12 protein-coding genes are annotated in these 13,289 nt (G+C 64.9%); 3 read left to right on the top strand and 9 right to left on the bottom strand.

Annotated elements, in window-relative coordinates; genetic code table 11:
• Positions 1-7: 7 nt before the first annotated feature.
• A complete protein-coding gene (locus tag KQ296_RS08370; RefSeq protein ID WP_011933707.1) occupies positions 8-1,600 on the top strand; it encodes an iron ABC transporter permease in 1,593 nt (530 codons plus the stop codon).
• On the opposite strand, the gene KQ296_RS08365 is transcribed toward KQ296_RS08370, so the two are convergent.
• The 7 genes from KQ296_RS08365 to KQ296_RS08335 are packed head-to-tail and all read right to left on the bottom strand — an operon-like array spanning position 1,579 to position 9,725.
• A complete protein-coding gene (locus KQ296_RS08365) occupies positions 1,579-3,759 on the bottom strand; it encodes a PhoX family phosphatase (protein WP_011933708.1) in 2,181 nt (726 codons plus the stop codon). The two genes, KQ296_RS08370 and KQ296_RS08365, sit on opposite strands and share 22 nt — an antisense overlap.
• A 2-nt stretch (positions 3,760-3,761) precedes the next feature.
• Complete coding sequence (locus KQ296_RS08360) at positions 3,762-4,775, bottom strand: esterase-like activity of phytase family protein (RefSeq protein WP_011933709.1); 1,014 nt, start codon at positions 4,773-4,775, stop codon at positions 3,762-3,764.
• Position 4,776: 1 nt separating this feature from the next.
• A complete protein-coding gene (locus KQ296_RS08355) occupies positions 4,777-6,204 on the bottom strand; it encodes an MFS transporter (protein WP_041428643.1) in 1,428 nt (475 codons plus the stop codon).
• Between the two features lie 59 nt (positions 6,205-6,263).
• A complete protein-coding gene (locus KQ296_RS08350) occupies positions 6,264-7,229 on the bottom strand; it encodes a lysylphosphatidylglycerol synthase domain-containing protein (protein WP_011933711.1) in 966 nt (321 codons plus the stop codon).
• Entirely contained in the window at positions 7,223-8,443 is a 1,221-nt protein-coding gene (gene larC / locus KQ296_RS08345; RefSeq protein WP_011933712.1) for a nickel pincer cofactor biosynthesis protein LarC, read from the bottom strand. Before larC ends, KQ296_RS08350 begins: the two co-directional genes overlap by 7 nt.
• Positions 8,440-9,078, bottom strand: coding sequence for a hypothetical protein (locus KQ296_RS08340; RefSeq protein WP_011933713.1), 639 nt, complete (start codon positions 9,076-9,078; stop codon positions 8,440-8,442). Before KQ296_RS08340 ends, larC begins: the two co-directional genes overlap by 4 nt.
• Positions 9,078-9,725 (bottom strand): hypothetical protein, encoded by a 648-nt coding sequence (locus KQ296_RS08335; RefSeq protein WP_011933714.1) that lies wholly within the window; start codon positions 9,723-9,725, stop codon positions 9,078-9,080. Before KQ296_RS08335 ends, KQ296_RS08340 begins: the two co-directional genes overlap by 1 nt.
• An 86-nt stretch (positions 9,726-9,811) precedes the next feature.
• Between KQ296_RS08335 and KQ296_RS08330 the strand changes: the two genes are divergently transcribed.
• Positions 9,812-10,543, top strand: coding sequence for a tetratricopeptide repeat protein (locus tag KQ296_RS08330; RefSeq protein ID WP_011933715.1), 732 nt, complete (start codon positions 9,812-9,814; stop codon positions 10,541-10,543).
• Here KQ296_RS08330 and KQ296_RS08325 read toward each other — a convergent pair.
• Positions 10,515-10,814, bottom strand: coding sequence for a hypothetical protein (locus KQ296_RS08325; RefSeq protein WP_011933716.1), 300 nt, complete (start codon positions 10,812-10,814; stop codon positions 10,515-10,517). The two genes, KQ296_RS08330 and KQ296_RS08325, sit on opposite strands and share 29 nt — an antisense overlap.
• 60 nt (positions 10,815-10,874) lie before the next feature.
• On the opposite strand from KQ296_RS08325, the gene xth reads away from it, so the two are divergent.
• The gene (xth, locus tag KQ296_RS08320) at positions 10,875-11,705 is read left to right on the top strand and encodes an exodeoxyribonuclease III (protein WP_011933717.1); all 831 of its coding nucleotides are present in this window, start codon (positions 10,875-10,877) and stop codon (positions 11,703-11,705) included.
• On the opposite strand, the gene KQ296_RS08315 is transcribed toward xth, so the two are convergent.
• On the bottom strand, positions 11,702-13,174 hold the full coding sequence (locus tag KQ296_RS08315; RefSeq protein WP_041428645.1) for an FAD-linked oxidase C-terminal domain-containing protein: 1,473 nt from the start codon (positions 13,172-13,174) through the stop codon (positions 11,702-11,704). The genes xth and KQ296_RS08315 overlap by 4 nt on opposite strands.
• Positions 13,175-13,289 lie beyond the last annotated feature (115 nt).

The raw sequence follows: 13,289 nt of genomic DNA, 5'->3' as shown, positions 1-13,289 counted from the left end.
TCAAGGAGTGAAGAGCGTCAGTCCCTCCATTACCTGTCCCCTGCCCCAGGGCATCAGCCCTCGGGGCAGCCGGTGGGTGCCGGGCCGGCGCTTGCTGGTGGCCGGTGCCCTGCTGATTGCAGTGCTGGCGCTGCTTCCGGTGCTCGGGCTGATTGGCGAGGGCCTGCAGGGGCTCAGAAACGGCAACGCCAGCCTCGGCTCCGACGGCGTCAGCCAGTTGCGCGGCACCCTTGTGCTTCTCCTTGGCACTGGCATCGCCGGAGGTCTGCTTGGCACCGTGAATGGTTGGCTCCTGGCCAACTGCCGCTTCCCGGGTCGGCGCTGGCTGAAGATTGCCCAGTTGCTGCCCCTGGCCAGTCCCTCCTATTTACTGGCCGCCACGCTGGTGGATCTGGGCAGCCTGCATGGCCTGCGCATCCATGGCTTGAGCTGGGGGGTGGCCGTGATGGCCCTCAGCACCTACCCCTATGTGTTCTTGCTGAGCACCGAAAGTTTCACCATCTGCGGGCGTCGGCAACTCGAGGCCTGCCGCTGCCTCGGTGTCGGGCCCTGGAACAGCTTCCGCCGCATTGCCTTGCCCATGGCCCTGCCAGCCATCGGCGCCGGCATTGCCCTGATGGGGATGGAAGTGGTGAACGATTACGGGGCCGTTCAGCTGTTGGGGATTCCCAGTCTTTCGGCCGGAATCCTGCAGGCCTGGCAAATGGATGGCAATCCCGCAGGTGCTGTGGGGCTGGCACTGATCACCCTCAGCATCGTGATGCTACTGGTGTTCGGAGAACGGCGCTTGCGCCGGCGTAGCCGCCGTTGGGCGGAAGGGGTGGCCGGCGGCGAATCGCCCGCCTGGCAGCTGGAGGGGCTCCGGGCCCTGCTGGCCCAGGTGCTCGGGGGAATCCCGCCACTGCTGAGCGTGGGGATCCCTCTGCTCTGGGCCAGCCAAAACCTGGGGCAACTGGCCGCGGGCTGGAAGCCGGAATTGCTGTTGCTCACGGCGCGCAGCCTCTCCCTCGGTCTCGCCGCCGCGGTGCTCACGGGCCTGGCGGCCCTGCTGCTCGCCATTGCCAAACGCTGGAGTCGCTCCCGCTGGCTCGGAAGCGTGACCTTTCTTGCCGGAATGGGCTATGCCATTCCCGGAGCCGTGTTGGCCCTGGCCCTGCTGTTGCTGGGCGGCCCCTGGCAACTCTCGCCGATCCTGCTGCTGCTCTGGGGGTACAGCGATCGCTTTCTGGCTGTGGGCAAAGGGGGATTGGACGCCGCCCTGGAACGGCTCTCGCCCAACTTGGATGAAGCGGCCACCGGCCTGGGTCTGCGCTGGCCCGCCGTGCTCCGCCGCGTGCATCTGCCCCTGCTGCGCGGGCCGCTGCTCGTGGGAAGCCTTCTGGTTTTCGTCGACACCGTGAAGGAACTCCCCCTCACCCTGGCGGTGCGTCCGTTCGACTTCGACACCCTCTCCATCCGGGTGTTTCAGTACGCCAGTGACGAGCGCCTCGCCGCCGCCCTCTGGCCGGCCCTGATGATCCTCACCTTGGGCCTGCTCGCGTCAACAGCGTTGATTCCCAAGCTCAGTCGGGAAACAGATCAGCCCTCCAGCAGCGGCTGACCGTTGCGTCGCTGCACCGCCACCACCCCAGGGCGGGGCGGTCGACCGGGTGCCTGGGCGGGCCAGTTCGAGCCCACCGCAACCGTGCGCAACTGTTCGATCACCCCTCCATCGCGATCTCGCAGGGTGTGCACCTGCATTTCCTGATCCCTGGGCCCGCGCGCGCCGTGCACCTCACCAGGGTGCTGAATGGCGAGGAAGAGGGCCCGCTCCTGGTCATCCAGGCTCAGTCCGCAAAGCTCGCATTCCATCGGCCCGGTCGCGAAGCAGGCGGCCTGTTCGGCCTCACTGTCGCCGCTTCGAGGCACAAACCAGCAGCTGTTGTTGCCGAACTGATCGCTCGCTGACGATTTGGCCGAGCGATCGGTCACGATCCAGAGATTGCCTTGGCCATCCAGGGCCAGGTTGTCGGGATTGGTGAAGCCCAAACCACCAGCCCAGGGTTCACCACCCGTGGCCGCCATGCGCCAACGGAAGGCACCACCACTGGCCTCGCCGCTGCGGGCCGGATCGTCCGACAGGCGCATCACCCAGCCATGGCCCCAGATCGCTTCCCCGTTGGGCCCGCGGAAGATGGCGGGATCGGGGCCACCGGTGGTGCTGGGATAGCCCGAGGTGAAGGCCACCAGCAGGTCACCCGTCAAGGGATCGATCTCCGTGTCTTCCGGACGAGCGGTGGGCGTTCCCCCGGCCGCTCGAGCCGCCAGGTGGGCATCCACCAGGATCGCTCCCTGAAGGAGTTCTCCCTCCCCCGCGTAGAGACTGCCCAGGGTGGGGAAGCGCTTCGCGTAGGCCTGCACCGCGGCATCCTCGCGAAAGAACTCCGCACCGGCACGCCGGCGATCGGAATGGGGAAGCTCCACCGGGCAACTCAGGCCCGCCTGGGTGAAGCGGCTGGGCAGGAACGGCTGCACCGGTGCATCCGCACGCAGGGGCAGCCATTCACCGGTGCCATCCGCATGGAAGCGGGCCACCTGCAGCTCACCGTTCTCGAGCAACCGCGAATTGACTGGATCGCGCGGGGTTGCAACGGGATCAGCGCTCACAAAACGGTAGAGATGGCCGCCCCGGCGATCACAACCGGAATACACCCGCAGCGGAGCACCGGCTTCGGCGCGAAGCGCCACAGCCTCGTGGCGGAAACGCCCCAGCGCCGTGTGTTTGCGCACGGGGGTGTCCGGGGCTGCAGGGTCGATCTCCACCATCCAGCCGTACTTGTTACCCGCCAGGCCATACACATTGCCCAGTCCCCCCAGCCGGGTCTGCCGGCAAACGAAGGGGCGCTCCGAGGGCGACACCGCACTGCCATCGGCGTACACCGGCTCCGGCACCTGGGATTGAAAGTTCTCCTCCGCACTGAGCACCGTGCCCCAGGGCGTGGTGCCACCGGCACAGTTGGCAAAGGTGCCGATCACCTGATCGCCGAGACCGTCGTCGTAGCCCATCCGCTCAGCGCGGCGGAACACCGCGGCCGCCGGCCCGGTGCTTTGCAGACGCTGGGAGGGATCAACCAAGCCAGCCAGACCATCCACCCGCCGCTCCACGGGATCACTGCGGCGCACCCACTGGCCGTCGCCCTTGCGGCTGATCGCGATCACCCCCAGCCCGAGATCGGCCATGGCTTCATCACTCACGGAGCGAATCAGAGCCAACAAGCGTTGATTGCCCTGCAGGGCGGTGCAATCGATCACCCCATCACGGGAGGCCAGAGCGGAAACCAGTTGTGTCCAGGGCAGAGGCCGGCCGACCACCTCCCGGAAGCCCTCGGTCCAGGGCAAGGCACTGATGTATTCGAAATTCACCGTGAGCAAAGCCTCCTCCGGCCCGCGGGACACAAAGCCGAGGTAATCGTTGTTGAAACCGAAGCGCCCCTGGGGCATGGGATCCCCCCAGGCGGCGATCAGATCGGCGCGATACCCCTCGGGAACCACCAAGCGGTCCTCCACCGCGATGCGCCGGTACACCTGCTGCTGCTGCGCAGCCGTCAGGCCGTCACTGTCCACCGGCAGGGGGGTTGGCACGGGCTTGAAGGGCCATGCCTGAGGAGCGGGCAGCGCCGAATCGGCGGCCGCAGCGGTCTGCCCCCGGGGCCGGGCTCCCACCACACCGGCAGCGCCCAGACCCAGCAACGCAAGAACGGAACGGCGACGCAGAGCCATGATCAAAACTGAAAGCGACCGGACGGGCAGCCTGAGCCGCGACGCGGCAGCAGCAGCGACACCCAGCTTCGCTGAAGCGGATTGAAATTGTCGTCACTCACCAGCACAAGCACGACCCGGTCATCCGCGAGCCGGGGCCCCCAGGCCATTCCCTCCCAGTTATCCGCGGGCAACCCGGCCTTCAGCAGATCCCAGCCGTAGGCGGGAGCCAAGGGCGGCGCTGCCTTCAGAGGCGACGCGGGCAGGGGCAGCACCTGCAGCTGGGCAGTCCAACGCTGGGGCGGCGTGTAACTGCGCAACAGGGCCAGCAGGGCCGGAGGAGCGTCCAACGCCAGCAGCTCCGTGAGCCCCAGGGAACGGGATGCCGCGGCCCCAGCCGGACCGAGCGCGATCCGCCCCAGGGGGCGCGGCGGCTCACCGCTGACCTGAACCGCCAGGGGCACCAGGTCTTGCGCATCGACAGCGCTGTCCTGCAGCAGGGGAGCTTCTGCGGCCAGAACCAGATCACCGGCCGGTGTGCGCGTGAGCGATTCAGGCCCTTTGTTGGCCTTCAATCCCTGCCCAGGCCGCTCCTGCCAGGCTGCGGGAAGCGAGCGCTCCTCCAGGAGACGACCGTTGCGCAAGGAATGACGCTGCAGCCTCGCGCGCCGCTCCGGGGTGCGGCGGCCTTCACTGACGATCCAGGCCCCGTCTCCGGCGAGCACCAATCCTTCACCATCAAACCCCTCAGGCAACAGCGCACCCTCGCCGTCCCTGAGCAGCAAGCGGGGGCCAGCGCGCAGAGCCCCTCGCCCTCTCACCTGGGCGCGCAAACCGCTGAACGGCACCAGATGCCCTCGCGGGGCATCACTGAGAAGCCAGAGCCGATCTTCGTTCTGGTCATAGGCCGCCGCTGAGAAGCCCCCCATCGGCAGTCCATCAGAGCCCGTGCGCGGCAGAGGAATCGTGCGCAGCAGCTCCCAACCAGCGCCGAGCGGGCAGGGCAACACCTGAGCGGCCATCGGCGGTGTGTCCATCTCAGAGGCTCTCCATATCCAGGCCCTTGGGTTCGATGCGGTAGAGCCAGGTGATCACTGCACCCAGCAGGGACGTGATCACCAGCACAGCCAACACCTTCTCCGTTCCCCAGATCTGGATCAGTGTGGGAAAGAAGAACGCCGTCAGCACCGCTCCCACCTTGCCCGACGCCGCAGCAAAGCCGGCGCCAAGCCCGCGGATCTTGGTGGGGAACACCTCACCGGCCATCAGATAGGTGGTGGCATTCGGGCCGAGATTGGTCATGAACTGGAACAGCAGGAATCCAGCCACGGTGAGAGTGAGGTTGGTGTGGCCACCCGCACCACCGAGGGAGGCCAGAAGCAAGCCGGCCGCACAACCAATAAAACCGGTGATCTGAAGCGGAATACGCCCCCAGCGGTCAGCGAGAACGATGGCGGCGGCGATCCCCAAGAGGAAGCCCACATCGATCAAGGCCGTGCCCTTGGCCCCGATCATGTCGTTCTGGATCAGATCACCCACGGTGGTTGCCTGGTTCATTTCCCCGAAGGCCATGGCAATGATCACGGGCGTAAAAATGCCGATCCCATAGGTGGAAAGGTCTTGGAGGAACCAGGGAATGGACGTGAGGATCGTGGCGCGAAGGTATTTGCCGCGGAACAGCTTCACCCAATCGCGACTGCGCTGCTGCGGGGCGACCTCCTGAAGACGGTCCACGCTGACGAGGCTGAGGTTCTGACGGTTCAGCAACTTGCGCAACTGTTTCTCCGCTTTCTCCGGCAACCCACGACTGACAAGCCAGTGGCTGCTTTCCGGCAAAAAGAACCGTCCCCACACCACCGCCGCCACCGGAACGATCGGAACAAGGAAGAACAGTCTCCAGTCGTTCACGCTGGGCATCGCGCTGAGGATGATCGCCGCGATCGCCGTGCCCAATACCGCGCCGATGGCCTGAAAACTGAAGGCACCGAGCACCAGCCGCCCGCGGATGGCAGAGGGGATGCTCTCTGAAATCACAAGATGCGCTGTTGGGTAGTCGGCGCCCAACGCCAGGCCGATCACAAACAGACTGAAGATCAGGATCTCTTTGGACGGTGCCGTCGCGGCTGCGATCAAGGCCACGAGCAGCAGCACCATCTCCCCGATGAACACGGGCTTGCGCCCGAGGCGATCCGCCAGTCCGCCCAGCAACAGTGCGCCGAAGAGGATGCCGGCCAAGGTGGCGGCGGTCACAAAGCCTTTGTCGAGATCACTGAGGCCGAAGTCCCTGGAGATCAGGGGCAAACCCACCCCCTGCATGAACACGATCATGCCCTCGAAAAACTTCCCTGCCGTGGCCAGAGACCAGACCAGCCATTGCATCCCAGACAGAGGAGGACTGGCCAGTGGCGATCCATCCTCCCAACGGGGAATGTCCTCGATGTGTGCTTGAACAGAATGTTTCGACATGCCCAAACCGCGACGTCCCCACCTTGCGAAGGACACCACAGATCGGCACTAGGAACCGATTAAGACTTGGTCACCAGCCAACGCTTGCTCAGAGCCCTGTCTGCCCACACACCAGCGGCAGCGAGCACATCCGCCAGGGTGGCCACCAGGCGATAACTCAAGGCCACCGCCAGCAGCGGCGCCTCAGGAACCGACTGCCCCAACCTGAGCAGAAGCACGGCCTCGAAGACGCCCAGGCCTCCCGGGGCCGCCGGCACCACCAGCCCGGCCGTCCAGGCCAGGGCGAAGGCCGCCAACCACTCGGTGATCGGCAGCACTTGATGGAGGCCGAAAACCTGCAAACAAGCCCAGAATCCGGAAAAGCGGCAGGCCACGAACAGCAGCTCCGCCAGCAGGGGGCTCCAGGGGTAGCCATCACGGCCGCTTCCGTACTGCTCAGGTTCTGCCAAAGGAGCTGACGCCTCGTCCTGCACCCGATTGAGTTGGCGCAGCCGCTGGCGCTCGAGGCGGCGCAACAGCGGCTCTCGCCAGCGCGGCAGGAGAAGCAAGGCAGGCAGGGGGGCAAGGAGCGCGAGCCCCCCCTGGAACCCTCCGAAGGGAACCCAGAGCAGGGCGGCGACAGCCATCACCATCGGTTCGAGCAACACGGAAACCAGAGCCGGGCCCGTCCCGATGGAAGGACCCAGTGCCCGCACGCGCTTCACGAAATGCCAGATCCCACCGGGGAGGTACTTGAGCAGATTGCTGCTGAGATAGAGGGGCACCAGGGGGGTGGCACCGGTGCCATGTCCCAGCCAGAGCACCAGAACTCTCCAACTAAGGGCATTCACAACGAGGCTGAGCCAGCTGAGCCCGAGGGCCAGCATCAGCCACCACCAGCCCAGGGCTGAAATCGTGAGGCTGCGCAGCCCTGCAAAATGCCCCTGCAACGCCCACGCCACGAACGAAAGCGTCAGCAGGGTCACCCACAGCTTCAACCCCCCAGGCAAGGAGACAGCCCCTTGCAAACGTTGCAGTTTCAGCATCGCCAGTCCTCACAAGGCTGGAAGCCATCAGCATCCAGCCGTAGCTGGCTGAGCAGACGGGATGGTGACAAACCATTTTGATCGGCCAGCTGCTGCAGAGCATCGCGTTCCGGCTTGATCTCGAGCTGGCCATCCGGGCGCCGGGTCTGCTTGGCCGCCAGGTCTCCCCAGGACGTCACCAGGGTTCCCCGTCGCCGGGGAAGCACCCAACGCCCCTGCTGCCGTTCCCTCAGCCCGAGCGTGGGACTCTCCCGCCACCAGATCTGCCGCAGCGCCTCGGCATGCTCCGCACGCACCAATGCGGTCACGGCCGTGCCAGCCCGGCCTTTCTTCATCTGGATGGGTGCACAGGCCACGTCCAGCGCCCCACCACTGCGGAGCTGGGCCACCAACCAGGCAATGGCTTCCGCTGAGGCATCGTCAATCCAGGCCTCCTGCACCACCAGCGCCTGCCACTGGGGTTGATCCAACGCAGGCTGCGCAGCGGGCTGCAGCTGAATCAGACGCAACAGGTTGGGACGATCCAGTTGGCGATGCCCCAGTCCGACCCCTGTCGCGAACGGCTCAAGCACCGATGGCCAGCCAAACCCATCAGCCTGCAAGGCCATGAGTGCCAACCCTGTGGGTGTGGTGAGCTCGGCCTCCGGCCACTCCACACCGCAGCGCAAGGTCACCCCATGCCGCCGGGCTAACTCCAGCACCGCTGGAACAGGAACAGGCAACACGCCGTGGGCCGTGGCCACGGTGCCACGACCGGCAGGAGGGGGCGTGCAAAGCAGGGAACTGACCTGCAAATGCTCCAGGGCAGCGCACACTCCCACCACATCCACAAGGCTGTCGATGGCGCCCACTTCGTGGAAATGAACCGCTTCAGGGTTGGTGCCATGCACCGCAGCTTCAGCATCCGCGAGGGCTTCGAACACCGCAAGAACCCGCTGGCGCAGCGGCGCAGCCAGGGAGGAGCCGTTGATGCGCTCCCGCAGCTCGCACCAATGGCGATGGGGCGGTTGCGCTTCCGTTCCCTTCACAACGAGCCGCACACCACGCAGCCCGCCGCTGGACGCCTCCTCAACCTTGAGGCTGTAGGCATGGCCGAATCCAAGCTGCCGCAACGGCTCGTGAATCACCGCCTCAGGAACACCGAGATCCAGGCAAGCCGCCAGCAGCATGTCTCCGGCAAGACCGGTGGGACAGTCCACAAACAAGGAGGTCATGCTGGCTCCGGTTCCAGGCCCTCCAGCAGCCGTTCGGCTACCGCTTCAAGATCATCGCGTTGGCGGCGCAGAAATTGCTCCACCTCTCGCCGCGCCCGACGTTGCTCCCGCTGAGCTGTCTCCACGTCTTGCCCGGACAGCCCCCAGATCCGCCCGAGCAAAGCCCGGTCGTCCTCGCCGCCTCGCGCGGTCCCCTCGAACAACTCCTCGGCCACCATGCCCGCCTGCAGCACCCGACTCCAGCGGCGCAGCTCCTCGAGAGGCAAACGTGCCTGGTCTGGAAGCGTGAACTCGGTGGCCCCGTTGCAGCGCAAACCGGCCTCCAGACATGCCCGCGTTCCAACCAAGACACGCTTCACACCCATCTGCTCCTCGCGGGCCACAAGCCAGTGACCTGCCTCATGGCGTGCCACGCGGCGCAAGCGAGACTTCCCCCCTGGCAGCGCTTCGGCCACCAGGTGACCGCCCATCCCTTCCAGCTGGGACGCATCCACCGTGAGCCCCAGCAACCCACCGCCGATCAGAAGGGCAATCCATGCCGGGGACAAGCCAACGAGCGGCCCGAACACAGCCAAGGCTGTGCAGCCAGCAACGGCCAAACCCGCTGCGGTGGCCGAGACAGGCGACGATTCCATCAGCTGCTGACCGATCGCGTGCTGGAGGCACCGCGGCGAGCTGACCCGCCGCGGCCCTTGCCGCCGCGGGTGGGCATCGGCGCAATCACTTCTGACGATTCAATCTGAAGCAGCTGGCCCTGCCGGCGCACATCGAGGCTGACGAAATGGCGCAGATGCTCCAACCCAAGCTCTCCCTTGAGCTGAAGCTTGAAGGGAAGAGGGCGAAAGCCATCGGCACGGGGTTGCTGACGCACCTTCACCACCACATCCGCTGTTTCGGTTTTGGTGTAAATCAGTTCCCCGCGGATGGAAAAGTAGTCATCACCCTCAGGCAATGCGTCCTCGGCGGGGGCACTGCCTGCAGCATCCTCTGAACGCGACAGTGTGCTGGGTTCCCAGATCCCGGCGATTTGAAGATGCAGATGCTCCTCGTCTCGGCAGCGGGGATACACCACCCACAGGTGGGGCTGGCTCATGTCCAGATGACGGCGCATCAAGGTGAGCATCCGCCCGAGCACCACACATTCCAGGGCCTGGCCATCCGCATCAATGAGCTGTCCACGCGTGGACTTCTCGTCGGAATCCGCACGGAACTCACCGCGCACCACACCGATGGCCCTGTACTGAAGCGGCTCAGTCACCGCGGGAATGGGATGGTCGCGCATCGATCCTCAGGGCATTCACTCGCCCGTGACGACTTTAGCCAGCGCCGTGGATTCCCCTCAGACTATGGCCCTGATTGCGCATTTCCGTGCCAGGGCTCCGCAGCCAACGCATCCGCACTCCCCTTCTGCTGGTGGTTGGGGTCGGCTTGAGTTTGCTGAGCGGATGGGTTGTGGCGCACCACGGAATCACGCCGCACCAGAGCCATCGCAAAACTCAGCGCAGAACAGCGCCAAGCAGCGCAAGCCTTGCGCTGATCCGCGCACATGTGGCCGCGCATCCCCGCGACTTGCGCTGGTCGCTTCTCCTAGCGAGAACTCAACTCAGCCAAGGCGATCGAAACGCTGCAGCGCTCACGGTGCAACGCCTGCGCGCACTGCATCCCAACCATCCGGATGTGATCGCACTGAGCTGCCTTCTGGCCCTGAACTCCAAACAGGTCCCAGCGGCGGTGGCTGAGGTGAACCAGGTGTTCCAGCAATCCACGCCCAAGCAGCGGCTGAGCATGGGCCTCCTGCTGGCGGATCTGCAGCGTCAGGCTGGAGACCCAAGTGCCGCACGCTCCACCTACGCGCTGTTGATCAGCGAAAACCCCGACCGCGCTGAACCGTTGCTGGCATTAGCCCTTTTGAAGCGCGATCAAGGAGAGGGCGACCAGGCCTTAACCCTCCTTCGCCAGGCTGAAAATCTCAAAGGTGAGAACGGTCTGGATCAGCGCAAGTTGGCGTCCACCCGGCTGAGCTGGGCCTTGGAAGCAGCACGCAACAGGTCAAGCGCTGGCGGTTCGACGATCACGGAGCAGGCTGCTCAAGAGCCTTGAGGGCCGCATCGATCGCATCCACTGGATCGGTGGCGTCATTGAGGGATGTGGCCTGACGGAGGCGCTGCATCAACTGCATCGGATTGGTGGCGTCCAGCACCGTTCCCTCGTTGTTGGTCCCTGAGGTTGTGTCCAGGATGCCCCGGTCGTTATCCGTCTTGAAACCAGCCCCAGTCTCGGAAAGAGACGTCTGCGCGGCCGCCGGCAAGGGAGCGAGCAACAGAGCGGAACCTGCCACCGCCAGGACTGCGCCATTCAGAAGGGAGGGCATGGGTCGACTCCGGTCCAGGGCTGTGATGCTAAGGGTCGTTGGCCATCAACAACAGGGTCTGTGCGGATCGCCAGCTGGAACGTCAATTCGGTGCGGACCCGTCTGGAGCATGTTCTCGGCTGGTTGGATCGGAACACCATCGATGTGCTCGCCCTTCAGGAAACCAAGGTTGACGATCCTCTGTTTCCGCTGAAGCCCTTCCAGGAGAGGGGATATCACCTCAGCATCCACGGGCAGAAGTCCTACAACGGCGTTGCCTTGATCAGCCGCCAGCCCCTCGAGGATGTGCGCCTGGGCTTTACGGGCGAATTGCCCGGCGACGCGGATGCCGAAGCACTCGGCACGCAAAAGCGCGTGATCAGCGCCCTGGTGGACGGCATCCGCGTCGTGAATCTCTACGTGCCGAATGGTTCCAGCCTGGATTCGGAGAAGTACAGCTACAAACTGAACTGGATGGGCTGCCTTGAGCGCTATCTGCGCGCTGCGGAAACCAGGGATGAACCACTCTGTGTGGTGGGTGACTTCAACATCGGACCGGAGGCAAGAGATCTCCACGACCCCGAACGCCTCACCGGAGGGATCATGGCCTCGGAGGCGGAACGGAAGGCTTTGGTTCAGGTGCTCGGCTCCAATCTGGGCGATGCCTTCCGCCTCTTCGAACCGGGCAGCGGACATTGGAGCTGGTGGGACTACCGCAGCGGAGCCTGGAACCGCGACAGCGGCTGGCGGATCGATCACATCTACATCAGCAGCGATCTTCAGGAGCTTGCGCGCAGCTGCAGCATCGACAAAGAGGAGCGGGGCAGGGAGCAACCCAGCGACCATGCGCCGGTGGTGGTGGATCTGGCTTGGGACTTCGACGAGGACGACGAGGACCCTGAAATCGATTAAAAAACGCCGGCCCCGTCGGGTAACCGGCGACCGGAGCGTTCCAGGGCGACAACGCGCCGCTGCGATTCGCCACAGCTTTTTGGCGTGGGAAAGATCTTGCCGGGGTTGGCCAAGCCGTCGGGGTCAAACGCCAAACGCACCCGTTTCATCGTGGAGAGATCGTCTTCGCTGAACATGCGATCGAGGAAGCAGCGCTTGTCGCTGCCCACGCCGTGTTCTCCGCTGATGCTTCCGCCTGCGGCAAGGCAGAGCTCCATGATCGCGGCACCAAGGGTCTTCACCTTCTCGTTCACACCAGGGTCTGAAGCCCGGTACAGGATCAGGGGGTGAAGGTTGCCATCACCGGCATGAAACACGTTGGCCACCACCAAACCGTGCTCAGCGCTGAGACGGTCGATCGCCGCCAGAACGGACGGGAGGGCGGTTCGAGGAACAACGCCATCTTGCAGGTAGTAACTGGGGCACTGGCGCCCGAGAGCTGAAATCGCGCTTTTACGGCCCTTCCAGAGCCTGGCCCGTTCAGCCTCATCCCAAGCCTCGCGCACCTCCCCTGCTCCTGCTTCGCGGCAAAGAGTGATGGCCAGGGCCACAGCGTCCTTCACCTCGAGGGACTGGCCATCCAGCTCAACGAGGAGAACAGCTCCGGCCTCCGGGGGATATTCCTCCTCCGCGAAGGCGGCATTGACCGCTGCGATGCAGGTGTGGTCCATGATCTCCAAACCAGCGGGCAGCACTCCGGCGGCCGTGATGCGCCGTACGGCCTCACCGGCGGACTCCATGGAAGGGAAGTCGGCCAGAAGCACAGCCACCTCCTGGGGCGCTGGCAACAGGCGCAGGGTGATCTCCGTGGCGATTCCCAGCGTGCCTTCGCTGCCGATGAACGCCCCGCGCAAGTCGATGGCACAGGTCTCTGAAAGCGCTCCACCGAGCTCCGTGACCTGACCATCAGGCAACACCACCCGCATCGACAGCACGTGATTGCTCGTGACTCCGTATTTGAGGCAGTGCACGCCGCCGGAATTCTCGGCAACGTTCCCACCGATGCTGCAAACCACCTGACTGGAGGGATCGGGCGCGTAATAGAAGCCATCACCGGCCACAGCACGGGTCACCCAGCTGTTGATCACACCGGGTTCCACGGTGATCGTTTGGTTGCTGAGGTCCACAGCGAGGATCCTGCGCATCCGGCTGGTCACAATCAGGAGCGCCTCCTCTTCCACCAGAGCGCCTCCAGACAGCCCGGTTCCACTGCCCCTGGCCACGAAGGGGATGGCATGGCGATGACAGGCCGCAACGATGGCCGCCACCTCGTCTGTGCTTTTCGGAAGCACCGCCAGGGGCGGCGCGTGGCGATCCATGGTGAGCCCGTCGCAGTCGTAAACGAGCAGTTCTTCTCGGCGGGAGACCACAGCCTTGGGCTCCAAAAACCGCTTCAGATCTCGCTCAAGCGCGGCCCAGTCGTGAATCACTCCCGGTTTGCAAGACGTCAACAACCTAATAAGCAAACATGTCAAATCCAGCCTTCTGACACAGTTCCAGCGATTTGGGCCGTTCCTGGGTCAGGATGTTGCACGGTTTGCATAG

The sequence above is a fragment of the Synechococcus sp. CS-197 genome (assembly GCF_025128215.1).
Classification (GTDB): domain Bacteria; phylum Cyanobacteriota; class Cyanobacteriia; order PCC-6307; family Cyanobiaceae; genus Synechococcus_C.
Note: the sequence above shows the minus strand (reverse complement) of the source record. Positions and strands in the feature narration are given on the sequence as shown.

Bases quoted from the DNA above. Each gene is read 5' to 3' on its own strand.
- KQ296_RS08355 (WP_041428643.1), bottom strand. From the start codon at position 6,204: ATGTCGAAACATTCTGTTCAAGCACACATCGAGGACATTCCCCGTTGG.
- KQ296_RS08360 (WP_011933709.1), bottom strand. From the start codon at position 4,775: ATGGACACACCGCCGATGGCCGCTCAGGTGTTGCCCTGCCCGCTCGGC.
- KQ296_RS08365 (WP_011933708.1), bottom strand. From the start codon at position 3,759: ATGGCTCTGCGTCGCCGTTCCGTTCTTGCGTTGCTGGGTCTGGGCGCT.
- KQ296_RS08350 (WP_011933711.1), bottom strand. From the start codon at position 7,229: ATGCTGAAACTGCAACGTTTGCAAGGGGCTGTCTCCTTGCCTGGGGGG.
- KQ296_RS08335 (WP_011933714.1), bottom strand. From the start codon at position 9,725: ATGCGCGACCATCCCATTCCCGCGGTGACTGAGCCGCTTCAGTACAGG.
- KQ296_RS08325 (WP_011933716.1), bottom strand. From the start codon at position 10,814: ATGCCCTCCCTTCTGAATGGCGCAGTCCTGGCGGTGGCAGGTTCCGCT.
- KQ296_RS08340 (WP_011933713.1), bottom strand. From the start codon at position 9,078: ATGGAATCGTCGCCTGTCTCGGCCACCGCAGCGGGTTTGGCCGTTGCT.
- larC (WP_011933712.1), bottom strand. From the start codon at position 8,443: ATGACCTCCTTGTTTGTGGACTGTCCCACCGGTCTTGCCGGAGACATG.